26 protein-coding genes are annotated in these 25,505 nt (G+C 36.1%); 9 read left to right on the forward strand and 17 right to left on the reverse strand.

Features of this window, described 5'->3' with window-relative positions:
* Positions 1 to 4: 4 nt before the first annotated feature.
* From pyc to KI343_RS04495, 3 genes are all read right to left on the reverse strand, one after another.
* Complete coding sequence (pyc, locus tag KI343_RS04485; protein ID WP_212925243.1) at positions 5 to 3,445, reverse strand: pyruvate carboxylase; 3,441 nt, start codon at positions 3,443 to 3,445, stop codon at positions 5 to 7.
* Complete coding sequence (gene ftsW / locus KI343_RS04490; protein ID WP_212925244.1) at positions 3,442 to 4,626, reverse strand: putative lipid II flippase FtsW; 1,185 nt, start codon at positions 4,624 to 4,626, stop codon at positions 3,442 to 3,444. The genes pyc and ftsW overlap by 4 nt, the downstream gene beginning before the upstream one ends.
* A 338-nt stretch (positions 4,627 to 4,964) precedes the next feature.
* A complete protein-coding gene (locus KI343_RS04495; RefSeq protein WP_212925245.1) occupies positions 4,965 to 5,246 on the reverse strand; it encodes an Fpa/YlaN family protein in 282 nt (93 codons plus the stop codon).
* Between the two features lie 384 nt (positions 5,247 to 5,630).
* On the opposite strand from KI343_RS04495, the gene KI343_RS04500 reads away from it, so the two are divergent.
* Positions 5,631 to 6,077, forward strand: coding sequence for a hypothetical protein (locus KI343_RS04500; RefSeq protein ID WP_212925246.1), 447 nt, complete (start codon positions 5,631 to 5,633; stop codon positions 6,075 to 6,077).
* Positions 6,078 to 6,138: 61 nt separating this feature from the next.
* Here the strand turns inward: KI343_RS04500 and KI343_RS04505 are convergent, their stop codons facing one another.
* A complete protein-coding gene (locus KI343_RS04505; protein WP_212925247.1) occupies positions 6,139 to 6,408 on the reverse strand; it encodes a hypothetical protein in 270 nt (89 codons plus the stop codon).
* A 152-nt stretch (positions 6,409 to 6,560) separates the two neighbouring features.
* Between KI343_RS04505 and KI343_RS04510 the strand changes: the two genes are divergently transcribed.
* Positions 6,561 to 6,764: a YlaI family protein gene (locus KI343_RS04510; protein WP_212925248.1), complete on the forward strand. Its 204-nt coding sequence runs from the start codon at positions 6,561 to 6,563 to the stop codon at positions 6,762 to 6,764.
* A 337-nt stretch (positions 6,765 to 7,101) separates the two neighbouring features.
* Here KI343_RS04510 and KI343_RS04515 read toward each other — a convergent pair whose 3' ends face one another.
* The gene (locus KI343_RS04515) at positions 7,102 to 7,413 is read right to left on the reverse strand and encodes a YlaH-like family protein (protein WP_212925249.1); all 312 of its coding nucleotides are present in this window, start codon (positions 7,411 to 7,413) and stop codon (positions 7,102 to 7,104) included.
* A 155-nt stretch (positions 7,414 to 7,568) separates the two neighbouring features.
* Between KI343_RS04515 and KI343_RS04520 the strand changes: the two genes are divergently transcribed.
* Positions 7,569 to 7,742 (forward strand): DUF5325 family protein, encoded by a 174-nt coding sequence (locus KI343_RS04520; protein ID WP_212925250.1) that lies wholly within the window; start codon positions 7,569 to 7,571, stop codon positions 7,740 to 7,742.
* Here KI343_RS04520 and KI343_RS04525 read toward each other — a convergent pair whose 3' ends face one another.
* Together KI343_RS04525 and KI343_RS04530 are read right to left on the reverse strand one after the other, a co-directional pair.
* The gene (locus KI343_RS04525; RefSeq protein ID WP_212925251.1) at positions 7,743 to 8,549 is read right to left on the reverse strand and encodes an inositol monophosphatase family protein; all 807 of its coding nucleotides are present in this window, start codon (positions 8,547 to 8,549) and stop codon (positions 7,743 to 7,745) included.
* Positions 8,550 to 8,737: 188 nt separating this feature from the next.
* Complete coding sequence (locus KI343_RS04530; protein ID WP_212925252.1) at positions 8,738 to 8,926, reverse strand: hypothetical protein; 189 nt, start codon at positions 8,924 to 8,926, stop codon at positions 8,738 to 8,740.
* A gap of 220 nt (positions 8,927 to 9,146) precedes the next feature.
* On the opposite strand from KI343_RS04530, the gene KI343_RS04535 reads away from it, so the two are divergent.
* The gene (locus tag KI343_RS04535) at positions 9,147 to 9,770 is read left to right on the forward strand and encodes a YktB family protein (RefSeq protein WP_244856731.1); all 624 of its coding nucleotides are present in this window, start codon (positions 9,147 to 9,149) and stop codon (positions 9,768 to 9,770) included.
* A 46-nt stretch (positions 9,771 to 9,816) separates the two neighbouring features.
* On the opposite strand, the gene KI343_RS04540 is transcribed toward KI343_RS04535, so the two are convergent.
* The 3 genes from KI343_RS04540 to KI343_RS04550 are packed head-to-tail and all read right to left on the reverse strand — an operon-like array spanning position 9,817 to position 11,963.
* On the reverse strand, positions 9,817 to 10,083 hold the full coding sequence (locus KI343_RS04540; protein ID WP_212925253.1) for a UPF0223 family protein: 267 nt from the start codon (positions 10,081 to 10,083) through the stop codon (positions 9,817 to 9,819).
* 2 nt (positions 10,084 to 10,085) lie between these two features.
* Positions 10,086 to 11,051: an NAD(P)H-dependent flavin oxidoreductase gene (locus KI343_RS04545; protein WP_212925254.1), complete on the reverse strand. Its 966-nt coding sequence runs from the start codon at positions 11,049 to 11,051 to the stop codon at positions 10,086 to 10,088.
* An 18-nt stretch (positions 11,052 to 11,069) separates the two neighbouring features.
* Positions 11,070 to 11,963, reverse strand: a complete 894-nt coding sequence (locus KI343_RS04550) for a polysaccharide deacetylase family protein (protein WP_244856733.1) — start codon at positions 11,961 to 11,963, stop codon at positions 11,070 to 11,072.
* A gap of 159 nt (positions 11,964 to 12,122) precedes the next feature.
* Between KI343_RS04550 and KI343_RS04555 the strand changes: the two genes are divergently transcribed.
* A complete protein-coding gene (locus tag KI343_RS04555) occupies positions 12,123 to 13,670 on the forward strand; it encodes a glycine betaine uptake BCCT transporter (protein ID WP_212925255.1) in 1,548 nt (515 codons plus the stop codon).
* A 334-nt stretch (positions 13,671 to 14,004) separates the two neighbouring features.
* Here the strand turns inward: KI343_RS04555 and KI343_RS20320 are convergent, their stop codons facing one another.
* Together KI343_RS20320 and KI343_RS04560 are read right to left on the reverse strand one after the other, a co-directional pair.
* Positions 14,005 to 14,130 carry a hypothetical protein gene (locus tag KI343_RS20320; RefSeq protein WP_280530111.1) on the reverse strand — a complete coding sequence of 42 codons (126 nt, stop codon included), beginning with the start codon at positions 14,128 to 14,130 and terminating at the stop codon, positions 14,005 to 14,007.
* 562 nt (positions 14,131 to 14,692) lie between these two features.
* Complete coding sequence (locus KI343_RS04560) at positions 14,693 to 14,890, reverse strand: hypothetical protein (RefSeq protein ID WP_212925256.1); 198 nt, start codon at positions 14,888 to 14,890, stop codon at positions 14,693 to 14,695.
* A gap of 766 nt (positions 14,891 to 15,656) precedes the next feature.
* Here KI343_RS04560 and KI343_RS04565 point away from each other — a divergent pair.
* Positions 15,657 to 16,037: a hypothetical protein gene (locus KI343_RS04565; RefSeq protein ID WP_212925257.1), complete on the forward strand. Its 381-nt coding sequence runs from the start codon at positions 15,657 to 15,659 to the stop codon at positions 16,035 to 16,037.
* 265 nt (positions 16,038 to 16,302) lie between these two features.
* On the opposite strand, the gene lpdA is transcribed toward KI343_RS04565, so the two are convergent.
* The 5 genes from lpdA to KI343_RS04590 all read right to left on the reverse strand — a co-directional run bounded on the left by lpdA (position 16,303) and on the right by KI343_RS04590 (position 22,205).
* Positions 16,303 to 17,709, reverse strand: coding sequence for a dihydrolipoyl dehydrogenase (gene lpdA, locus KI343_RS04570; RefSeq protein ID WP_212925258.1), 1,407 nt, complete (start codon positions 17,707 to 17,709; stop codon positions 16,303 to 16,305).
* Positions 17,710 to 17,712: 3 nt separating this feature from the next.
* A complete protein-coding gene (locus KI343_RS04575) occupies positions 17,713 to 18,975 on the reverse strand; it encodes a dihydrolipoamide acetyltransferase family protein (RefSeq protein ID WP_212925259.1) in 1,263 nt (420 codons plus the stop codon).
* Between the two features lie 18 nt (positions 18,976 to 18,993).
* Complete coding sequence (locus tag KI343_RS04580; protein ID WP_212925260.1) at positions 18,994 to 19,971, reverse strand: alpha-ketoacid dehydrogenase subunit beta; 978 nt, start codon at positions 19,969 to 19,971, stop codon at positions 18,994 to 18,996.
* Between the two features lie 3 nt (positions 19,972 to 19,974).
* Positions 19,975 to 21,057: a pyruvate dehydrogenase (acetyl-transferring) E1 component subunit alpha gene (pdhA, locus tag KI343_RS04585; RefSeq protein ID WP_212925261.1), complete on the reverse strand. Its 1,083-nt coding sequence runs from the start codon at positions 21,055 to 21,057 to the stop codon at positions 19,975 to 19,977.
* 464 nt (positions 21,058 to 21,521) lie between these two features.
* Complete coding sequence (locus KI343_RS04590) at positions 21,522 to 22,205, reverse strand: YkyA family protein (protein ID WP_212925262.1); 684 nt, start codon at positions 22,203 to 22,205, stop codon at positions 21,522 to 21,524.
* Between the two features lie 252 nt (positions 22,206 to 22,457).
* Here KI343_RS04590 and def point away from each other — a divergent pair, with 252 nt between their 5' ends.
* From def to rnjA, 3 genes are all read left to right on the forward strand, one after another.
* Complete coding sequence (gene def / locus KI343_RS04595) at positions 22,458 to 23,009, forward strand: peptide deformylase (RefSeq protein ID WP_212925263.1); 552 nt, start codon at positions 22,458 to 22,460, stop codon at positions 23,007 to 23,009.
* Positions 23,010 to 23,455: 446 nt separating this feature from the next.
* Positions 23,456 to 23,665, forward strand: coding sequence for a DNA-dependent RNA polymerase subunit epsilon (locus KI343_RS04600; RefSeq protein WP_212925264.1), 210 nt, complete (start codon positions 23,456 to 23,458; stop codon positions 23,663 to 23,665).
* A 2-nt stretch (positions 23,666 to 23,667) separates the two neighbouring features.
* Positions 23,668 to 25,335, forward strand: a complete 1,668-nt coding sequence (gene rnjA / locus KI343_RS04605; RefSeq protein ID WP_212925265.1) for a ribonuclease J1 — start codon at positions 23,668 to 23,670, stop codon at positions 25,333 to 25,335.
* Positions 25,336 to 25,505: the final 170 nt, after the last annotated feature.

Consider the following 25,505-nt stretch of genomic DNA (forward strand, 5'->3'; position numbering starts at 1 on the left):
TAGTTTATTCAAATTCGATTAATAAATCATTTACAGCGATGGAGTCGCCGGCTTTGACATAAATTTCTTTAATCACACCATCCAATGGAGCTTGTACCGATGTTTCCATCTTCATTGCTTCATTTGTCATCAGGTGCTGGCCTTTCTTAACGGAATCTCCTTTAGCACAATGTACTTCAAGAACAGTCCCAGGCATGGTTGCACCTACATGATTAGCATTGGATTTATCTGCTTTTGGATTTGCTGCAATAGAAGACTTAACACTGTTATCACGCACTGAAATTTCTCTTGATTGTCCATTTAATTGAAAATAAACAACCCGAGTACCGTCTTCTTTTGGCTCAGAGATCGAAACTAATTTAACAATGAGTGTTTTCCCTTTTTCAATTTCTACTTCAATTACCTCGCCAAGTTTCATACCATAGAAAAAGGTCGGTGTATCTAATACAGACATATCGCCATAGGTATTAAGAAAATCTTGATACTCTTTAAACACTTTAGGATATAACGCGTACGATATTAAGTCATGACTATTTACAGGACGATTCAACTCGTTATAAAGCGTATCACGCATTTTAGTAAAATCAACATCCTCTAATAGTTCCCCAGGTCTAACTGTAATTGGCTCTCTATCTTTTAAAATAAGTTTTTGCAGTTTTTCTGGGAATCCTTGATAAGGCTGTCCAATATAACCTTGTGCAAATTCTATCACAGAATCAGGGAAATCAAGCGATGCTCCTTTTTCGTAAATCGTTTCTTCATTTAAATCGTTTTGTACCATAAAGAGTGCCATATCGCCGACGACTTTGGAGGACGGAGTAACTTTTACAATATCTCCAAACATATCATTCACTGTACGGAACATGTTTTTCACTTCATTCCAGCGATCCCCTAAGCCTACCGCTTTTGCTTGCTGTTGCAGGTTACTGTACTGCCCGCCTGGCATCTCATGATTATAGATTTCAGTATGAGGCGACTTCATACCACTCTCAAAATCTTTGTAGTACTCGCGGACACCTTCCCAATACTGGCCAATCTCTTCATAATGATCGATATTAACTTCCGGCTGATGCTTCGTTCCTTCTAAAGCATAGTAAAGTGACTGCGCACTTGGTTGTGAAGTAGTTCCAGCCATTGAACCAACAGAAACATCAACAACATCTACGCCTGCTTCAATAGCTCTTGAATACGCATAAACACCATTTCCGCTCGTATCATGTGTGTGTAAATGAATTGGAATATCTACCGTTTCTTTTAATGTACTAATCAACTGATATGCCGCTTCTGGCTTAAGCAACCCAGCCATATCTTTAATACCTAAAATATGTGCACCGGCAGTTTCTAATTCTTTTGCCATATTTTTATAATAATCGATATCATATTTGGATCTTCCAGTATCTAAAATATCGCCCGTATAACAGATTGCTGCTTCAGCGATTTTATCTGTTTTTCGTACATTGTCAATTGCAACCTGCATGCCTTCTACCCAATTTAAGCTATCAAAAATACGGAATACATCTATCCCTGCTTCAGCGCTTCTTTTAACGAATAGCTCAATAACATTGTCTGGATAATTTTTATAGCCAACTGCATTACTAGCACGAAGTAACATTTGAAATAATACATTAGGCATACGTTTTCTTAAATGCAACAATCTTTCCCAAGGATCTTCTTTTAAGAAACGGTAAGCTACATCATACGTTGCCCCGCCCCACATTTCTACAGAAAATAGATTTGGCAGTAATTTTGCTGTTGGCTCTGCGATATGGAGTAAATCATTCGTACGAACTCGTGTTGCTAGTAAAGATTGGTGCGCATCACGGAATGTTGTATCAGTTAATAAAACTTTTTCCTGATCTTTTAACCACTTCGCAAGACCGTCTGGACCACGTTCATCTAAGATCTGCTTCGTTCCAGGCTGCATCTCTAGACCCTCTGTATTTGGGATCAATAATTTATCGAACTCCGGCTTCTCTTGTTTTTCTGCACCGTCAACACCATTTAAAGTTGTGTTTGCAATATAAGTCAGCATCTTAGTTCCACGGTCTCGGCGAACTGGGAAAATAAACAATTCAGGTGTTTTATCAATGAAAGTTGTATCATACTCTCCGGATAAGAATTGTTCATGCACCATCACATTTTCAAGGAATGGAATATTTGTCTTAATCCCTCTTATACGGAATTCTTTTAAGTTTCGGACCATTTTGATTGCAGCTTGCTCAAAATCAACAGCCCAAGTTGACACTTTAACTAATAAGGAATCATAGTGAGGGGAAATAATCGCTCCCTGATACGCATTTCCTGCATCTAAACGAACACCAAATCCGCCACCGCTTCGGTATGCATTGATTTTTCCTGTATCCGGCATAAAATCATTCAATGGATCTTCCGACGTAACACGAGATTGAATAGCATAACCTTGTGTTTGAATTTCGGCCTGCTTCGGAATGCCAACTTCTTTATCATGAAGTCCAAAGCCATCCGCAATTTTAATTTGCGTCTGAACAATATCCACGCCCGTAATCATTTCTGTAATCGTGTGTTCTACTTGAACACGCGGATTTACTTCAATAAAGTAGAAATCATTCTCTGTTACGAGGAATTCCACTGTACCCGCATTGATATAGTCAACATTTTTCATTAAATCGACAGCGGCTTGACAAATTTCTTCTCTCAGGTTCTCATTTAGAGATAAGCTCGGAGCTACCTCGATTAATTTTTGGTGACGGCGTTGTACCGAACAATCTCTTTCATATAAATGAACAATATTTCCTTGTTTGTCACCAATAATCTGTACTTCGATATGCTTTGGATTTTGAATTAGTTTTTCTACATAAATTTCGTCATTACCAAAGGCTGCCTTCGCTTCCGATTTGGCGCGATCATATGCATTTTCTACTTCATTTGCATCTCCGACAACACGCATACCTCTACCACCGCCGCCAAGGGAAGCTTTAATTATGATTGGATAACCATGTTCTTCCCCAAAAGCTTTTACCTCATCTAAAGATTCAACAGGACCATCACTGCCCGGAATAATAGGTAAATTGGCACTCAAGGCTTGTTCTCTCGCTTTCACTTTGTCCCCAAACATACTTAAATGTTTGCTGGTCGGTCCAATAAAAATAATGCCTTCTTCTTCACATCGTTTCGCAAATTCTATGTTTTCAGAAAGGAATCCATACCCTGGATGAATCGCATCCACATTTACTTCCTTCGCTAATGCGATGATTCCTTCAATATCTAGGTAAGCATCGATTGGCTTCTTCCCTTCACCGATCAAATATGCCTCATCAGCCTTAAATCGGTGAAATGAAGAAGAATCTTCGCTCGAGTAGACAGCTACTGTCCGGATATTTAGCTCTGTACATGCCCGAAAAACACGTATCGCAATTTCTCCTCTGTTTGCAACTAGTACTTTGCTTATTTGCGTTAAGTTTGTCATAGATTACCACCTCTGTATGATTTGATAGATTTTCTGTGAGAGATACTAGATTTAGGTGCTAGTTCTTCTCTTTCTTGTTCTTTCTTATTGACTTGCATGGCTATATTATTAAGAATCCCCATGGCTATCAGCATAATCAACAATGAAGATCCACCATAACTAATAAATGGCAAAGGAACGCCTGTAATTGGCAAGATTCCACTAATTGCGCCTAAATTAATAAAAGTTTGAATTCCAACCATTGATGCAATTCCTAATGCGAGTAATGAACCAAAACTATCTCTGCATTTCCTTGAAATATAGAGTCCTCTAAGAACAATAACTGCTAACATCCCTATAACAATAACAACACCTACAAAACCAAGTTCTTCTGCAATAATGGCCATAATAAAATCGGTATGACCTTCTACCAAGAAGCCTAATTTTTGAATGCTTTGTCCTAATCCTTCCCCAGTTAAACCGCCAACCCCAATCGCAACATAAGATTGTATGATTTGATAACCGTTTAAATCTGGAGAATTAAAAGGCTGATAAGCTCCTGTAAAACGAGAAAGCCTTTCTTCAGTTACCATGTTCGGAATAGCAAATGCTAGTAAAACAAGCCCGGCGAAAATTAGAATAGATAGATGTTTCCACTTGATACCAGAAGCAAAAATCACGGAGCATGCCATTAAAAAGATGATAGATGCTGTTCCGACATCTGGTTGCCCCATAATTAGTCCAAGAACGACGGCAGTGATAATAAGCGGAGGCAATACACCTTTACTGAATTGGTCTAAGTATGCCTGTTTTTTAGAATAAATAGCAGCTAAGTACATAATCAAACCTAGCTTAGCAACTTCAGCGGGCTGCAAGCTAAATGGACCAACTCGAAACCAAGATCTAGCATTATTAACGGTATCCCCAAGGAAAAGAACTCCTACCAGTAAGACAATACAAGATAGTATGATTATTTTCATAGATTTTTGATATATCTGGTAAGGTAAAAAGGATGCGATGGCAAATCCAATAAGTGCAACAAAAAAGAATATTAATTGTCTAATCAGATAATAATTGCTATTTAAGCCATCAACAACAGCTACTACCATACTTGCACTGTACACCATTAATACTCCAAAACCAGATAATAGAATCGGGGTAATCATCAATGTGAAATCGAATTGTTTCCAATTTTTTAACATTATTTTTTTCTCCTAGTCACTATGTAAGATTAAGAGATTTTTAACAGTATATCATATTATCTATAGAGCTGTTATTATTATCTCTCATGTGTCATTATACATTTTTTAACATATTCGAAACAATAGATAGCTCTAAAAACTTTTAAGAAGAAGCTAAGAAGCCATGATTGGTAAGCTTCTTGCCCTTGTCTTCCTTACGCAATACATATATTCACTTTTTCGAACAATTGACATGTTCTTGTTTTTCCTTTTATCGCGCTATAATGGTATAAAAAAACCTTGCCGCTCTTTAATTGGCAAAGTTTTAATTTGGTACCGTCACATTTACAGGATTATCATCACAATGACTTTTGTGATGCCTCATGTAAAATATTAAGCTTCTTCTCTAGGTTTTCTAAAAGATTTCGTCCTTCTTCTTCTGTAATTAAGTTTAAGCGAACAGCAAAATCAATTTCTCTAGATAAGCCAAACATTTGTGTATCCAGTACGTCCTCGTATACAGGACATTGTGGCATTGTTAAATTTTCTATCTGAACCTCGATTAAACGAAGTATCTTATCAGCATCAGCTTTTAAAAGAGCGTGGGCTTTTTCACAATGATTAATCGTTACATCAGGCATCAATATAATCCCCTCCGCATTTTATCGTTCTTGATACAATATTATCGCTACAAGCGCAAAAATGCAAATTTTACTCAGCTAAATTATTAAAATTATTCTATTAATTCGTTTCTAAATAACGGGTTAACCCCAAAACTCATGGTTGAAAAGGGAAAAATATGAAACTAATAACTAGATAGATTGGGAAAACACGGAAACTCCTACCGGAAAGCGCAATGGTCTTCAGGGGGACGGCCAAAATATCAATCATTCGTTTTTAATCCAATTTAAAATAGATGAAAGTCAGTGCAATCTTTGCTATCCTTAAATAGAAAGTAAGTGTAAATTGCAATCGGAAGTGTTTCATAAATACATAATGGAAACAATTTAGGGGGATAAAATGCCATGATCGTAATGATTAAAGGAAATGTCGGATATCCTATCACGCTTGATCCAACTGTATGGATTTTTGATGATAGAAAAATTGAATTAGAAAATGCTTTTATTGAGAGAGAAGAAAAAGAATCTAATGATTTTATTTTTCAGAAACCACCTGTAAATCGAAGCATCTCTAAAATGGAAGGTGAGGAATACTTAAAAAATAGTTATGTGATACCATTGCATGATTTTCTAAATAACTCCGAGCCCAAAGCAGATGCTACAGAAGTAGAATTTATTAAAAGTGATGGCAATAACGAAAAAGTAACGCTAGAAGATGCTAAAAATGGCTATTTACTATTTTCACTCGAAGGAAAGCCTTTACGTGAAGACGGGCCTGTACATTTTTATTTTAAAGATGGTTCTAACCAAAGTAATCCAATTAAACGTATTAAGGAAATTTATGTGCATTAAGCAGATAATACAAAGCCCTCTACATTCTATAAGAGTAGAGGGCTTTGTAATTTATCTTCCATTAGTTTTTCTTCAGGTCCTTACTTATCTTATCCTTATTTTCATTGTAGTATTGCACTCCGAATTGTGACCCTTCTGAAACCATCTTCGCATTTTCTAACTGATCCAATTCCATATCTGTAGATTCGTCCGGTTTTCCTGCGTTTTCAAACACTCTCAGTGTATCTGCAGTTGATTTTACATCTTTTCGATTTTTTCTATCGGACAACAGAATACTAGCAACTCCAGCTCCGACTACCCCTAAAGCTGATACAACGTACCTCTTTTTCATAAAATCACCCTTTCAAAAATACAGCTATCTGTTTAGTTGTATTGTTCCCGCTCTTTCATTTTTCAAACTTTGATTATTTATTTCAAACCTAAAAACATGTTATACTGATGTAAGATACCAATTTACTAATTTTGCCGAATTGGGGTGGAAAAATGCAGGTTAAATGCACCATATGCGATAAAGTAGAAGAAATAGAAAATAATTCACTACATGCAAAAAGATTACGCAATCGCAGGAAAAATATTCATTTATGTGTACATTGCTATAAGCGCATTGAAGAAAATACAAAAAAAAGATTGGCAACAGGCAAATTTCGAGTATACCAAGAAACGAAAAAAGTAGACGACTACTTATAGCCTGATACCTATGATTATCCGGCTAAGATTAGATTTCAGATTACAACGAAATGTTACATTTGTAAGTTAAAATATTTCCTTTAGATAAGAACAAAAGCGCAGAGCGCCCGGGTAGCGACGTACGGACTGGACTGAGCCGTAGGAGATAAAGGAAACACGACGACCTTAGGGAGTCGATGTTGACTTATCGTACGGAGGTGAGGGAAGTCTCGCTAGTCGCTGGGCGCTGGAGCTAGACGTGGCTGCTTATGTAACTAAGTTATTCACAGATTCAAATTTTATAATTTCCTAGATAAGAACAAAAGCAGAGATGCCGTAACGGTTCTCTGCTTTTGTTTTAAGCATTATTTTCTTGTATATCTTCTCTACGGCTTTTTCTTTCACGATGTAACCGAAAACGATAAATCCCTAATACGAATATGATAATAATTAAGCATTCAACTGTTGGCATTCTCATCACAGTTGAAAAGATAGTTACTATAAATGTACCAATCATCAATAATAAATAGACAATGATATTTTTTCCAATAGGCAGTTTTTTAGCAAAACCTAATTGATATGCTATTGCAGAAAGAATCAAATTGATGACATAAAAAATCCAAAAGATATTTTCTGTTCCATTTAAATCTAGTATATAGTCCAATACCATTACTCACCCGCCACCTTATCTATACGCTTCTTTAATCATACTAAAAGTGCTTACATATGACTAGGGAAAAATGAAAAATTGTATGTCTGTTTTTTGAAGTTCTTCACTTTATCCTTTATACTAATTCGTGGACAGATTATAAAGGCGGTTGAAAAATGAAAAAAATAGACATTCCAATGCTATTATTGGCATTACTAGTCGTTCTGCTATTTATCTTAGTTGGCTTAGCAATTGCTTTCCGAAGTATTTGGGCTATCATTTTATGTATTATTTTAGCGTTTTCTACATTTGGATTTGCCATGTCTAGAAAGAAAAAAAGGAAGGGATAATTATTTCCTTCCTTCCTTTATAAATCCTACTATTTCATCATGAATTGCTGGATTAGCAACTAAGATGGATGATCTTTTTAGAGGATTCCAAGGATTCCCGTCAATATCTCCTGTAATGCCTCCTACTTCTTGATTTAAAATAATTCCCGCTGCTACATCCCACGGTGAAAGACTTAAAGCAAGGTAGGCGTCTTGTACACCTTCAGCAATATATGCTAATTCTAATGACGCTGAGCCATGTGAGCGCGTGCCTCTTACCGTACGTACGAATTTTTGCATAACAGTATAGTCTACCAACCTATTTTCACATAGCCAAAAATGATTCATGCCAATGATGGATTCTGAAAGTTTCTTTTCTTTATCTAATGGAGCTAATTGCACATCATTTTTAAAAGCACCCTCTCCGCGCTTCACATGATATAGTATATCGCCCATAACATCATAAATAAATCCAATTTCACCAACACCATTATGTAAAATACCAATTGATATGGCAAATGTACGCTTTTGATGAACAAAATTCATTGTCCCATCAATAGGATCAATAATCCATACCGTCCCATCTACATTGGTTAATGTATCTCCAAATCCTTCTTCTCCGATAATATGATGATCTGGATAAACCTGATGAATCCGGTCTACAAAAAACTTTTCCGTTTGTTTATCAAGAACTGTTACTAAATCATTGGCGTTGGACTTGGTTTCAATTCCTAATGGTTCATTCATATGCTCACGGATTTGCTCTCCTGCTTCATATATCCAATTTTTTGCTGTTTCATAAATCTCCTGTCTTTGTTGCTGATCCATTTCTATATCGCCTCCAAAAACTCCATATGGATTTATTTTATCAGACTCCTATCCATTATACCAATGCCAGAATTTTTTTCATTTAAATCCTGTTATCTGAAATTCAAGTTATCCTATCAACAAACTTACCCTAATACGCTCCCTCCTTAATTGAAGGCGGCAATATATTAGGGCAACATGGTGTAACATTATTCCTTGAGACTAACCCATTGTTCTCTAAGCTGCTTTAGTCTCTCTTTTGATTTTATAATTTGTACAGTATCCTCTTCTTGCATAGCCTCGTACAATGTTGCTAGCTCATAATCAATTTCTAATTTTATGACAGGCAAAAGTTCTTCTGCTTCTTTTCGACGAAGAGCTTCCATAACATATTTCATCCTATCACTCCTTGTGTTGATTACTTTCGTTTCATGTATTTGCTATATACTATGAATTACCGAATAAATTGTTCACCTAAAATTTAAAAACAATTTATTGTTATCTATCTGTTCCCATTATTTAAAATGCTGAAACCTCTTTATTTATCTTGCTTGACTTCTTCCTAGATAAAGAATAATAATGAAGATAAGTTTTGATATTAAAGAAAGGATGTCGATTGTGGAATTACATCACTTTACAAAAGAAGATTTTCAAACATTTTTAATCGATGGATTAGATGAACGTATGGAAGCTATTCAGAATAGAATACAGCCGAAATTTCAAGCCATTGGTGAAGAGCTTGCAGCTTATTTATCAGAAAAACTAGACCAAGAGCTTTATTTACATATTGCTAAACATGCACGTCGAACAGTCAATCCTCCTAAGGATACTTGGTTAGCCATAGCAGACAATAAAAGAGGCTATAAAAAGCATCCTCATTTCCAAGTTGGTCTATTTGATGACCATTTATTTATTTGGCTGGCACTTATTTATGAATTGCCAAACAAACAAAAAATTGCGGAAAGTTATTTGGAGCACTACGATGATATAAAACGTCTTCCAAAATCGTTTGTGGTATCGCTAGATCATACGAAAAAAGATGCAATTTCATTAGAAGCGTTATCTCTTAAAGATTTAGAACGTTTCCGGGATGTAAAGAAAGCTGAGTTTTTAATTGGTCAACACCTTGCATATGATAATCCCATTTTACAAAATGATAAGGAATTATTCTCAACAATTACAAAAACATACGATCAGCTTCTTCCGCTATATCGATTGGCAATAGACAGCCGAGATGCATAAACAAAAAATCTACCCTAGACTTTTATCGTTAGGGTAGATTTTTTTATCACATAGAGATAACCGTTTCCTCAGACTCCCTTGCCTTTTTTACAACGTGATAACTGGAATATCCTGAGGATCGCCTAAATTCCTCAAACAATTGTTTTTCTCTGCTTTTTGAAGGAACAATTTCCTTAAAACGACGATATAAATGAAGAAGATCCGTTCGCCGGACATTTTTTTCGTATGCCTTCTCAACCAAAGTAAAAAAATTCACCACATCAACAATTTCTTCCGTAGTCCAAGTTTCATCCATTGGATACGAGTAACTCATCTTCACACCTCTTTCTGACTCCATTTTTCTCTAATTTGCTCCGCTTCATTCATAATAGAGTCCATTAATTCTTTCACACTAAAAATTTGATGAATGCGACTTACAGCCTGACCAGCCCAGCCAAAACCTAATGAATCCTCGCCAGATTGGATATACTTTTGATTTACTTCTCCACTAATATAAGCTTTTAATTGCTCATAATCGTTCCCATACTTTTCTTCTAGCGAGAGAATTTTATCCGTAAATGCATTTCGTAAAGCTCTTGCTGGCGTTCCTAAAGAACGTTTAATCACAACTGTATCTCCTTCATCAGCGGACAAGATAGCCTGTTTATAATTCATATGCGTTTGAACTTCTTTTGTTGCTATAAATCTTGTCCCCATTTCAATTCCTTCTGCTCCTAGACTTAATGCTGCCATTAAACCTCTTCCATCAACAATACCGCCAGAAGAAATTACAGGGATTTCAAGCTGGTCCACTACATGAGGGGTAAGGACGATGGTTCCTGTGTCACTTCTGCCCAAGTGGCCCCCACCTTCTTGTCCTACCACCATCACAGCATCTGCTCCTAATTCCTGTGCTTTGAGAGCCTGTCTAGCAGAGGCAACCAACACGAGTATTTTTATAGGATGATCTTTTAACATATCTATCACACCTGCAGGATTTCCACCTGTTACGGATACAACGGGAACCTGTTCATCAATTGCAACAGTTACCATATGGTCAAATTTTCTGCCGTGCTGACCAATCGCAAAATTAACACCAAACGGTTGATTGGTTAATTGCTTTACTTTGCGAATTTCATTTCGTAAACTTTCTGGCGAGGGTAAACTCATTGCAGTAACCTGGCCGAGCCCTCCTGCGTTACTTACCGCGGCAGCAAGATCAGCATATGCTAAATAAGCTAGTCCCCCTTGAATAATTGGATATTTGATATTTAACAGCTTCGTTATCCTCGTTTGGAACATAAATTCCCCTCCATTTCCTTATTCTAATGTTTCAATTAAATGAGGATCGACAATTTCATAGCCTTGATCTTGAAGACCATCAACAATGTCTCCTAGAGCTTCAGTTGTCCATTCACGGTCATGCATTAATAAATTTGCTCCCGGCTTCAACAATGAATAATTCACATCCACTTCAGGGCCTTCACCAGTTATCATTGCCTCTTTCAGTTTATCAGCATCCTCATAAGGCTCAAAATAATCATATCCGTAAGTCCAATTCATTAGAAGCATTCCTTCCTGCCTTGCTAACTCCCTCGTATGATCTGTGTTTGCGCCATGTGGTGCCCGAAAAAATTTAGGACGCTCTCCAATAATCTCTTCAATTTGATCATTTACAGTAACAATCTGCTCTGTCTGTTCTTCTTCAGAGATATCAGGTAAAACAGGATGAGAGTATGTATGATTGCCAATCGGAAATCCCATCTCATGGATTTTTTTTAATTTTTCTTTTCCTTCTTCATCTTCAAGGAAATGACCATTCACAAAGAAAATTGCTTTTACGCCTTTCTCTTGTAACGTTTCAGCCATCTCTAAAGCATAATTATCTGGCGCGTCGTCAATGGTAAGGAGCACTACATCCTCGTTTGCATCATCAATAGGAATGATAGATGCTGTTTCTTCGGATACATAGTAAGCCGGCTCTGTATCTTCTTCCGTTGTATCTGGCGCCTCATCTGTTTCCGCATCACCTTTATCTGACTCTTCAGATTGACTAGACGCATCATTTCCCCCTTTTTCTTCTTTGGCTTCTGTGTTTTCAGTTTGATTCTCTGTTTGTTCGCCACTACTTTCATTCTCACCGCCAAAATTACAGGCAGAAAGCATCCCAAGGACGAAAATCAACGTAAGAATAAAACTTCTTTTCCTGAACATTCTACAAAAACCTCCACTTTTCATGATAGTTTACTAGTTTAATTATAGGTTAATATGTTACAATGAGCAATTGTGCGAGACATTTAAAAAAGTAAGAATGTAATGTGTATTTCTTACCAATATGGGGACTTTACTAAAGAACACAAGGAGGAATGATTAGTGAAGAAAATAACGAACGTTTTCTGGATTTCGTTAGTAATCGTACTTATTTTTATTGCATGGGGCATTGTCCCGCCAAGTGTATTACCAAATGCTAATTTAGACAATGTTACAAGTATAATCCAAACATTTATTGTAACTCATTTTAGTTGGTATTATTTAATTGTGGCTACTCTATTTATCGGTGTTTCTGTTTTCTTAATTTTTTCCAAGTACGGAACGATAAAATTAGGGAAACCGGAAGACAAACCTGAATTTAGTTATATTAGTTGGTTTGCTATGTTATTTAGTGCTGGGATGGGAATTGGTCTTGTTTTCTGGGGCACTGCAGAACCAGTACTACATTTATTTGACAGTTCCCCTTATGGAGAACTTGGAACAACAGAAACAGCTATGGTCGCGATGCAATATAGCTTTTTCCATTGGGGATTCCACCCATGGGGAATTTATGCGCTTGTCGGCTTAGCTCTTGCTTATTTTAAATTCCGACATAATTCTTCAGGGTTAGTAAGTTCTATTTTAATTCCGCTTTTCGGTGATAAGGTAAAAGGAAAATGGGGAACAGCAATTGATACACTAGTCGTATTTGCTACCGTATTTGGTGTAGCTACTTCTTTAGGTTTTGGTGCAATTCAGATTAGCGGAGGGCTATCCTATGTTTTTGGTCTTAACTCCGGTATTTGGCTACAATTAATTATTATCGTGATTGTAACTTTACTATTTATTATCTCCACATTAAGTGGTGTCAATAAAGGGATGAAAATCCTTAGTAATGCAAATATCGTACTTGCAATTGCTTTAATGCTCCTTATATTATTTTTAGGACCGACTGATTATATTTTAAGTCTATTTACAAATACTGCAGGAAATTACATTCAAAATTTCCCTAGTATGAGTTTAAGATTAGATGTTTTTGGAGATGGCAATACGGAATGGATTAATAATTGGACTCTGTTCTATTGGGCTTGGTGGTTAGCTTGGGCCCCATTTGTAGGAACATTTATTGCCCGTGTTTCTCGTGGTCGTACAATTCGTGAATTTGTGATTGGTGTTTTACTTGTACCTACTATTTTCGGTGCACTATGGTTTACGGTATTTGGTGGAACAGCGATGTTCTATGATTTACAAGGAACTACAGATATCGCTGGACAAATTTCCCAATTCGGTGAAGAAGTAGCATTTTTCTCTTTACTTGAAAACTTCCCGTTAGGAACTGTACTCTCATTAGTATCTATTCTATTGATTGCAACATTCTTTATTACTTCTGCAGACTCTGCCACTTTTGTGCTTGGTATGCAAACAACAGGAGGAAGCTTGTATCCCCCTAATCAAGTGAAGTTAATTTGGGGAGTTATTCAGTCAGCAACTGCTGCTGTTTTGTTATGGCAAGGTGGACTAGGTGCATTGCAGACCGCTTCCATTATTGCTGCCTTACCATTTTCAGTTATAATGATTTTAATTGTACTCTCCTTATTAAAAACATTGAAAGCAGATGCTGCTAATATAGAAAGAAAAAGGCGGGGGCATTTATACAATAAAACGAAATAATGGTTCGTTTTTGACAAAAGGACTTACTTTTACGTGCATATTCTAAACGAGTCCTCTTTAAAAAGGTATCCTTGAGCATAGTATAATTACTGCGCAGGGGTACCTTTTTTATTTTTATCACGACATAAAACGAAACATCCTTCAATAAGGTTGGGATAAAAAGAAAGTGTATCGTCTAGAAGCTAAACAATATGCTAATAGAGCTAGGAAAGATGGTAGTCTACTACGGTCTAATTGGCATAGAACTAAAAGGGATTATGGAAATATTCTCTATAAGATTTTCAGTGGTCTCGATTCTGCTGCTGTTTTTTTCTCCTAATTATAATGATGCTTTTTATATAATTACCGCTGCCATCCAAATGACAGGTACAGCTAAATAAGAAAGAAAAGGTTCGTTATCATAGAACTGAGCAATCCCATAATGAATATGATAATTTGGAAATATAGCCAGCCAACTCATCTCTTCTTTCCTGCTATCCATCAAAACCGGGAGCTTCATAATTTGGCAATGTAGGAATAGCTCTTGACAAAGGGTCATAGATAACCAGAAATGGAATAATCGCAAATAAGATTATCAGTACGGTTAAACCTTTTGTTTTATTTTTTCATCATGTTTCTTCTCCTTATTAAAAATTTGCAATATATGATAGAACCAGATAAAAATTCCCATGTGGTTCACATATAACTTTCTGATTAAAAACTTTTATCATCCCCAGATTATTACCCAGGAAATAAACCAAACCTCCAACTTTCGTTTATCACTTGGGCTTTCCCCTATGAAAATGGGTTCAGTTTCGGAAGGTATTCCAGAAGATTGACACCATAATGAAATGCTACTCCCAATGCAACAGACCAGGATTCTATGCTTATTGTCTGCCAAATACTCACATACACTTTTTTTGCCCCTGATGCAGGAAATTGCTGCAGATACGTAATAAAAAATAATCGGACCCGCAAAGGATAAACCTGCAACTCCATATTTATTGAATATATTTTGCGCACATTTTTTCCGCTTACTTCCTTTATTTGTCTTTCCAGCCATTTTCTTGCGCAGACCAGAAATCAGCCAAATGAACACCAATACAGACAACCAATCGGCAAGAGTGCGCTAGTACAATCTGAATACTGGGAAAACCTAATACAACCCCAATTGAAATGGCTACATAGGATTCAAAAAAAGTACTATAGAAATAAGAAACACGCTTACATACTGTACCCATGTATCCGCTTTGATCAGCTTAATTAATAAATCTTCAAAAGCCTCCATAAAAATTACTCCTCATTTTTTTTGATTAAGCATATGGGAGAAATTGCGTTGCTGCATCAGATTTTGAATGAAGAGAGGGAAACAGGATAGAATGGGGGCTGGATTTTGATGAATGGTACGATTTTTTGGGAAAGGAGAATAATATATAGATGTCTGGAGATAAAGTGAAACTTCATTTAACAAGGAGATGTGCACATAATTTGAGATACTAAAAGAACAAATACTTTTAAAGCCTATATAATAAACCTGCCTTTTGCGTCTAAATCATTAACTATTTACGGATTAAGCACTGTTACAAGCGGAGGAAATTTCCAAATAAGGTACTCGCACAAATGATAGTCGGGAGTTGCAAAACACTTTTGTCTCAGCCTCTTCCATGGAATAGGCTCTATAATATGTACTATTTACATTTTATCACTAATCTCGGTCCATAAAAATTCCAATTTTCAAAATAAATCTATTTAGGTGGAAGATTAGATGAAAACTTCTGAATCACTTAAGTAACCGCGGGATTGAATGAAATTCCATTTTCTTTACTTTTTTTACGCTTTATTTAAAGTATTACATATTGCTACAAGAGAATGTTACAGCAGTATCATTTTCTTTACTTTTTAATAACATCTGTAAATTCTTAAAATATATTTGTTAAGCTAGGCATATCGTACGAAAATAAAAGCAACCAGACACTTGTTTTTATTTGCGGGAAGAGGTGACATAGCATGAAAAAATTCGGCATCATTCTACTATTAATTTTTATTATGCCGGTATTAAATAGTTGCCAATCGGAAGAGAATATTCAAGTTATACAATTTCAATTTACTGATTATCAGGTTATATATGTACCACCAGAGGAAGATAATAGTAGCTATATGAATGCATTTATTGATTTAAAGGCTAAGTACCCTAAAGAGATTTCGAGCCCTGAGAAGCACACCATGAACAATCAAGATTTACCATCAGATTATACGTTAGCTCATAATAGCTTTTACTTACTTAAAGATGATTCCGTTATTTTTTCTGTTGAGCAAACCGCATCACGCGGACAACTTATGGATACACTTGAATCGATTGTCAGTACAAGTAACCAAATTATCTATTGATTATTATTAAAGGATAATAAGCATTCAGAGAAGAGTTACTACATTGTAAGGGTATTTTTTGCCCGAGAAGAATAAAATACGAGTCAACCCCTTTTATGAGTCAATAATGCATGCATTAACGAAATGCACAGTACATTACTTCAGTACATTAGTGTAAATTCTTCAATGGGGACGGACGTTTATGGAGTGATAAAACAAAATACAAAAAAGACATGCTGAGTCTATGTTACTCTAGCATGTCTTTTTTTAAATGCGTGCGTACAAATTACATTGTATGGATTGGTGTACCTAATGCAACTTCTGCAGCTTCCATTGTAATCTCGCCAAGCGTTGGATGAGCATGGATAGTTAATGCAATATCTTCAGCTGTCATACCAGCTTCAATAGCTAGTCCAATTTCAGAAATCATATCACTCGCATTTGGACCTGCAATTTGTCCACCAATGATAAGTCCATCTTCTTTACGGGTAATAAGTTTTAAGAAACCTTCTGTAGCATTTAGAGATAATGCACGACCGTTAGCAGCAAATGGGAATTTTGCAGCTTTCACATCATATCCAGCATCTTTAGCTGCTTGTTCTGAAAGCCCTACAGTTGCCAATTCAGGCTCTGTAAATGCTACTGCAGGAATTGCATTATAGTCAACTGCTGATTTCTCGCCACTGATTGCTTCTGCAGCAATTTTTGCTTCATAAGATGCTTTGTGAGCTAAAGCAGGACCAGGTACAATATCACCGATTGCATAGATATTATTAACAGAAGTTCTTCCTTGATTATCAACTTTAATCAAACCTCTGTCGTCTTTTTCAATGCCTAGTTGTTCTAAGCCAAGTTCATCTGTGTTTGGACGGCGACCTACAGTAACAAGTACGTAGTCTGCTTCAATCGTTTCTTCTTTACCGTTCGCTTCATAAGAAACTTTTACTCCGTCTTTTGTTTCTTCTACACCTTTAGCCATTGCTTCGGTAATAATTTTAGCGCCTTTTTTATCTAGAGACTTTTTAACAACTTGTGTCATTTGTTTTTCAAATCCACCTAGAATATCTTTCGCACCTTCTAAGAATGTTACTTCTGTACCGAAGTTTGCATAAGCAGTACCAAGCTCTGTTCCTACATAACCAGAACCGATAACAACTAATTTTTTAGGGATTTCTTTCAAGTTCAATGCGCCTGTAGAATCCAATACTCTTTCAGAGAATTTGAAAGAAGGAATTTCAATCGGTGTAGAACCTGTAGCAATAATACAATTGTTAAATTTATATGTTTGAGAGTTTTTATCATCAGCAACTTTCACTGAATGCTCATCAATAAAATAAGCTTCACCTTTAACAATGTCTACTTTATTCCCTTTTAGCAGGCCTTGTACACCTGAAGTAAGTTTATTTACAACAGAAGCTTTCCATTCCTGTACTTTAGAAAAGTCAATTGTTGTTTTTTCTGATTTAATTCCAAGATCTTCAGCACCTTGAGCATTTTGGTATTTATGACCAGCTTCAATAAGTGCTTTAGAAGGAATACATCCAACATTTAAGCAAACGCCGCCTAAAGGTCCTTTGTCAACGATTGTAACTTTTTGTCCTAACTGTGCTGCGCGGATAGCTGCAACATAGCCTCCTGGACCAGCACCAACGACAAGTGTATCTACTTCTATCGGGAAATCTCCTACTACCATGACTTACGCCTCCATCATAATTAATTGTGGATCATTCAATAAACGTTTGATTTGGTTCAATGCGTTTTGAGCAGTTGCACCGTCAACGATACGATGATCAAAGCTTAAAGATACAGCGAGAACTGGCGCGATGACAATTTCACCATCACGAACAACAGGTTTCTCCGCAATACGACCAATTCCAAGAATAATTGCTTCTGGGTAATTCAATACTGGAGTGAACCATTGACCACCAGCAGAACCAATATTAGAAATCGTATTGGATGCGCCTTTCATCTCATCTGGTTTTAGTTTACCATCTCTAGCTTTAACTGCCAATTCATTGATTTCACTAGAAATTTGGAAGATAGATTTTTTATCAGCATCTTTTACAACAGGAACTAGCAGTCCGCGATCTGTATCTGCAGCAATTCCGATATTGTAATAGTGTTTTTCTACAATTTCGTCGGTTTCATCATCAATGAACGAGTTAAGGATTGGGAATTTCTTAGATGCAGAAACCAATGCTTTAACTACATATGGTAAGTAAGTTAATTTAATATCCTGCTCAGCTGCAACAGCTTTAAATTTCTTACGGTGTGCTACTAATTCTGTTACTTCCACTTCGTCCATCAAAGTTACGTGTGGAGCTTTAGATTTAGAGTTAACCATAGATTTCGCAATTGACTTACGGATTGCAGTCATCTTCTCACGGGTTTCAGGATACTGACCTTGTGGAGTTTGAGCTTTTGTATCTTCAGATTTGATTTCTTCTGCAGATTCAGAAGAAGCTTCCTTCTGGTCTCCACTTAAGAAGTTTTCAATATCTTCTTTTGTAATACGGCCGTTTTTACCAGAACCTTGTACATCTTTAATGTTCACATCATTTTCACGTGCAAATTTACGAACAGATGGCATTGCAATAACACGCTTATCATCAGATTCACTTGCATCGTTAGAAGCTTCTGCAGCACTGTTGTCTGCTTTTTCTTCTTTTGCTTCCGAAGCAGTATCTTCAGCCTTGGTATCTTCCTCTTCATCATCATAACCTTCAGCGTCAAATGAAATCAAAGTATCGCCTACAACAGCAACTTCGCCTTCAGCTACATGAATTTTAGTAACTGTTCCATCGACTTGGGATGGAATTTCAACTACAGATTTATCATTTTGAATTTCACAAAGAACGTCGTCTTCTTTTACTTCGTCGCCTTCTTTAACGAACCATTTAACGAGTTCTCCCTCGTGAATTCCTTCACCGATATCCGGTAATTTAAAATTAAATGCCATGATTGGACCTCCTAAAAATTAGAAATTAATTACTTCGTTCACTCTTTCAACAATATCTTTATGGTCTGGTAACCAAACTTCTTCTGCATCTGAAAATGCATAAACTGTGTCCGGAGCAGTAACACGAAGAATAGGAGCTTCTAGATGTAGAATTGCTCTTTCTTGAATTTCAGAAATAACTTGTCCAGCAATACCTGCTTGACGTTGTGCTTCTTGGACAAAAACAACACGATTTGTTTTCTTAACAGATTCTAAAATGGTTTCATAATCTACTGGAGAAATAGTACGTAAGTCAATTACTTCAGCTTGAATACCGTCTTTTTCTAATTCTTCAGCAGCTTTTAAAGAGGAATGAACCATTGCGCCATAAGCAAGCAATGTTACATCAGATCCTTCACGTTTTACATCAGCTTTTCCAAGTTCTACAGTATAAGCATCCTCTGGAACTTCGCCACGGAAAGAACGATAAAGTTTCATATGCTCTAAGAATACAACCGGATCATTGTCGCGAATTGCTGAAATTAACAGTCCTTTAGCTTCATACGGTGTAGAAGGAATAACTACTTTTACACCTGGTTGTTGTGCAATAAGACCTTCCAGAGAGTCTGCGTGTAATTCAGGTGTATGAACACCGCCGCCAAAAGGAGCACGAACAGTGATTGGCGCATTGTAATGACCGCCAGAACGGTAACGTATACGGGCCATTTGACCGCTGATAGAATCCATTACCTCATAAACGAAGCCGAAAAACTGGATTTCTGGAACCGGACGAAATCCTTCCATTGCTAAACCGATGGCTAAACCGCCAATTCCTGATTCAGCTAGAGTCGTATCAAATACACGATCTTCGCCGAATTCATCTTGAAGACCTTCCGTAGCACGGAAAACTCCACCATTTTGTCCAACATCTTCACCAAATACAAGCACGTTTTCGTCATTTTTCAATTCTACGCGCATTGCATCAGTGATTGCTTGAATCATTGTCATTTGTGCCATGATTTATTTCGACTCCTTTGCTTGATAAATTTCTTTTTGCTCCTGTAAATGAGTTGGAAGCTCTTCAAACATATTTTCAATTAAATCTGTAACTTTTTGTTTAGGTTGTTGTTCTGCTTGTTTAATTGCCTTTTTAATATCTTCTTTCGCTTCTTCGATTACTTTGTTTTCATCTTCTTCAGACCAAAGTTTTTTACCTTCTAGGTATTTACGGAAACGAACTAGTGGATCTTTTTTCTCCCACTCTTTATCTAATTCCTCTGTACGGTAACGAGTTGGATCATCACCAGACATTGTATGTGGTCCAAAACGATAAGTTAACGTTTCAATTAAGGTTGGGCCCTCACCAGCAATCGCACGCTCACGAGCAAATTTGGTTGCAGCGTATACAGCTAAAACATCCATACCGTCTACTTGAATTCCTTCAATTCCAGCTGCAACAGCTTTTTGAGCTAATGTTTTTGCATTTGTTTGTTTTTCTACTGGAACAGAAATAGCAAAACGGTTATTTTGCACAACAAAAATTGCAGGAGCTTTATATGCACCAGCATTGTTTATTCCTTCGTAGAAATCACCTTGAGAAGTACCACCGTCACCAGTATAAGTAATTGCCACATTCTTCTTACCGCGTTTTTTCAAACCTAACGCTACGCCAGCTGTTTGAACATACTGCGCACCGATAATAATTTGTGGGCTTAACGCTCTTAATTCATCCGGATATTGGTTTCCATGAAAATGTCCTTTAGAGAATAAGAAAGCTTGATATAACGGAAGTCCTTGCCAAATTAGCTGTGGAACATCACGATACCCTGGTAAAATAAAATCGTCTTGCTCTAATGCAAATTGGCTACCTAACTGAGAAGCCTCTTGTCCTGCTGTTGGAGCATAAAAACCTAAACGTCCTTGACGATTAAGTGCAATGGAACGTTGGTCAAGTATACGGGTATACACCATACGTCTCATTAACTCCTTCAATTCATCATCTGATAAATCAGGGAGATCATCTTTGTTTACAACTTTTCCATCTTCATTTAGAACTTGGAACATTTCGAATTGGCTTTCAATATTTTCAAGTACCTGTTTCAAAATGATTCACCTCTTCCTTTCTTATATCAAAATTAAGTATTCTTTATCTATTCTACCCTTAAACAATAAAATTACATACTGATTCTTGTACCCTATTGCAGGATTTCATGAGTTGTGCTGTTATATCATTACTGTTCTAAAAGGACGAGTAATAGAAAGTAATACAATTTTTAATCCTTTCCTATCTTAGCTCATTTTTTTAGGATGGTCAATCACTTTGTTTCTTGAATAATAATATATTCTCTGTATAGTTTCTTAAATTTTAACCTCCCATTTCAAACTGTATTAGTAGGCGAAAAAACTGTATTAGTTTCCCACAAAATTATTAAGGCCTGGAATAATAAAAAAGCAATATTTACTAATTCACCTTAAAATTAGATCAATTAGTATTTGATTTTTTTCACACTAAAAGCCCCCTATATACCATTGTCATAAATGCCATATGGGAGCTTCTAATATTTTATTTATTGTTCTGTTTCTGCATCTGTTTCTTCTTCAAAATTCACATTGAAATCAGCCGCTTCATAAAATGCGAGCTTTGCTTCATTATAATTGACTGTTAATTGATTAAACTCTTCATTTAAATCGATAATTTTTACGTAATTTTCGTTAAGTGCCTCAATGTGACTTGTTACATCTTCCTGTTCAAGTTCTTCTTGCTGCAACATTTCATACAATTCTTTTTCTTGCTCTACAGAGGTTTGGTAAATATCATTCAACTCATAATATGCTGTATAGCGGTCTGACATAAGCTTAAACATTTCCTCTGCATGCTGCTGCAAGCTTTCCTCTTCTAAGTCAGAAATCAGAGGTTCCATTTTGACGAATTCTTCCTCTGATGCTTCAATACTTTCTCTTTCTTCATTAAGCTTCTCTTGCTTTTCATCAATTACAGAAATTGCTTCCTGAGATAATTCTTGAATTTTATCAAAATGATCCATATCAAGACCTTCTATTTCGGCATATAAGTCTTGTTCTTTTAATTCAAGTTCACCGATCTCCTGCTGTTTTGCTTCGTACCCTTCTTCTAATTGGATAGCTTCTTCTAAATGATCATATATTTTTTCCTCAGAAGATTTACTGCTGCATCCCACAACTAAAAATAAAGATGAAACTATAATAGCAAATAAATAATACTTTTTTGACACAAAAAAACCTCCAATATGTCTATTTCATTTTTTATCCAAAGCTTGTTCAAATAATCATAAATCGTATGCTTCAAATTGTAACATAATGAATTATAGTCAGGAAAGGAAAGAGCGAAAAGCTTTTACATCTTCTTTTCCTATCTTATAATAAGTAATATCATCATAATATAAAATATATGTTACTATAGGCAACAGACTTGTCAAACATAATTTGTTAATGTGACGTAAAATATATATAAAGGAGTCGTAAATATGATAACAATGAAAGATATTGTCAGAGAAGGACATCCTTCTTTAACAACAAAAGCAGCAGATGTAGAGGTTCCATTATCACTAGAAGATAAAAAGTTATTAGAAGATATGCTGCAATTTTTAAAAAACAGTCAAGATGAAAAGATTGCCGAGAAGTATGATCTAAGAGCCGGCGTTGGTTTAGCTGCTCCACAACTTGGCATTGAAAAACAATTAATTGCACTGCATTTTGAAGACAGTAAAGGAAAAAAATACAGTATGGGGTTAGCTAATCCTAAAATAGTTAGTCATTCTGTAGAACAAGCTTACTTACAAAGTGGAGAAGGCTGTTTATCTGTAGACCGTGTTATAGAAGGGTATGTCCCAAGACACGCTCGTATCACTATCACAGCAACAGATATGAACGATAATCCAGTCAAACTTCGACTTAAAAATTATCCAGCCATTGTTTTTCAACATGAAATTGATCATTTAAATGGCATTATGTTTTTTGATCGAATTAATGAAGACAACCCTTTTGCAATCCCAGATAACGCAATAGAAATAATATGATTATTGTATTTTGAAATGAATAGCAGCCTTGTATAAATTTGCTGATTTAGACGATGATAGGAATAGTTTATACGATTCGATTTATGGATTATTTTTTATAATTTATCGTTTTTTATTTAATTATTTCCAATTTCGTACTATACTATAGATAAGAGGATTGGACGGTAGAGGGTTAAATTTGCTTTTCTATAATATCGGAAGGAGAAGTGAGTCCTTATGCTGAAACGTCTTAAAGAAAAACTCAAAAAACGTTTAAAGGATTTACTAGGCAAAGAGGGGCGCGTACCAACTACTTATAAATAATTAATCGCCGAACAACAATATCAATCTTATAAGAAAAGCCATTTTGCAGGTGAGCTGACGGAAACTTACCTTTTATAACGGAATAAAACACATCGAATAATAACCCTAACAAAAAAGTTTTTAAATTTTAAAGGAGAGATGAAATGATTTATAAAGTATTATATCAGGCATCACAGACAGAAGTGCCTATAAGAGAACGTACGGAAAGTCTTTATGTAGAAGCTAATTCCGTAAGAGAAGTAAGATCGAAACTTAGTGACCGTAAAATTAATATTGAGTACATTCAAGTATTAGATGGGGCACATCTCGAATACGAAAAAAGTACTGGTAATTTCGAATTGGAGAATGTATAACAATGAAGTTTGTAAAAAATGATCAGACTGCTGTCTTTGCCCTGGGTGGACTTGGGGAAATTGGCAAAAATACGTATGCAGTTCAATTCCAAGACGAAATTATCCTCATCGATGCGGGAATTAAGTTCCCAGAAGATGAACTTCTTGGTATCGACTATGTCATTCCGGATTACACCTATCTTGTACAAAATCAAGATAAAATTAAAGGTCTTTTTGTTACACATGGTCACGAAGACCACATTGGTGGAATTCCGTTTTTATTAAAACAAATTAATGTGCCAATTTATGCCGGTCAATTAGCAATCGGTTTAATCCGTAATAAATTAGAAGAACATGGTTTATTACGAAGTACGAAGTTAATTCCTATTCAAGAAGATGATGTTATTAAATTCCGTAAAACTTCCGTTAGTTTTTTCCGTACTACACACAGTATTCCAGATTCATTTGGACTGGTTGTAAAAACACCGCCAGGAAATATTGTGCATACAGGTGATTTTAAATTTGATTTTACTCCTGTTGGAGAACCAGCAAATCTTGCAAAAATGGCTCAGATTGGTGAAGAAGGTGTATTGTGTCTTCTATCCGATAGTACAAATAGTGAAGTACCTGGATTTACAATGTCAGAAAGTGTCGTTGGTGAAAGTATCCAAGATATATTCAGCCGAGTTGATGGCAGACTGATCTTTGCTACCTTTGCGTCCAATATCTACCGACTCCAGCAAGTTGTTGAAGCAGCCGTTAAGCATAATCGTAAAGTAGCTGTCTTTGGGAGAAGTATGGAATCCGCTATAAATATCGGACTGGAGTTAGGTTATATCCAAGCTCCAAAAGACACTTTTATTGAAGGAAACCAGATTAATCGTCTTCCAGCAAATGAAGTAACGATCCTCTGCACTGGTTCACAAGGCGAGTCAATGGCAGCACTCTCTCGAATTGCTAATGGAACACATCGACAAATCCAATTAATTCCTGGAGACACGGTTGTATTTTCATCTTCACCGATCCCTGGAAATACTGTTAGTGTAAGTAGAACAATTAACAAATTATACCGCGCTGGAGCAGATGTCATTCATGGAAAACTGAGCAATATTCATACCTCTGGTCACGGAAGTCAAGAAGAACAAAAACTTATGCTGCGCTTAATCAGACCTAAATACTTCATGCCTATTCACGGTGAGTATCGTATGCTAAAAGAGCATGTGAAGTTGGCTGAATTATGCGGGGTTGAAGATAACCATTCGTTCATAATGGATAATGGGGATGTTCTTGCTCTTGGAAAAGATCATGCTGCAATTGCAGGTAAAATCCCATCTGGTTCTATTTATGTAGATGGAAGCGGAATTGGTGATATTGGGAATATTGTTCTTAGAGATAGACGAATTCTTTCAGAAGAAGGCTTAGTTATCGTCGTTGTAAGTATCAATATGAAAGAATTTAAAATTGAAGCAGGTCCAGATATTATTTCTCGCGGCTTTGTTTATATGCGTGAATCAGAAGATCTTATTAATGATGCCCAAAAACTTGTTGCGAAGCATTTAGAAAAAGTAATGGAGCGCCACACCACACAATGGTCGGAAATTAAAAATGAAATTACAGATACCATAGCTCCATTCTTATATGAAAAAACGAAACGTCGTCCAATGGTATTACCAATCATTATGGAAATCTAAAAAACCAAAGTGAAGAGCTCACAGTTAGCTCCATGTTTTGGGAATTCAAAGCTAGATAACGATCCCTCTAGCCCAGGATTAAAATATTTTATTTTACTTTCTGGAAAGAATTAAAAGCTTCATTCTCCTCATAATATACTTTGGGAGAATGAAGCTCTTTTATTACAAGC

This window comes from Oceanobacillus sp. J11TS1 (genome assembly GCF_018333215.1).
Lineage (GTDB): Bacteria > Bacillota > Bacilli > Bacillales > Amphibacillaceae > Oceanobacillus.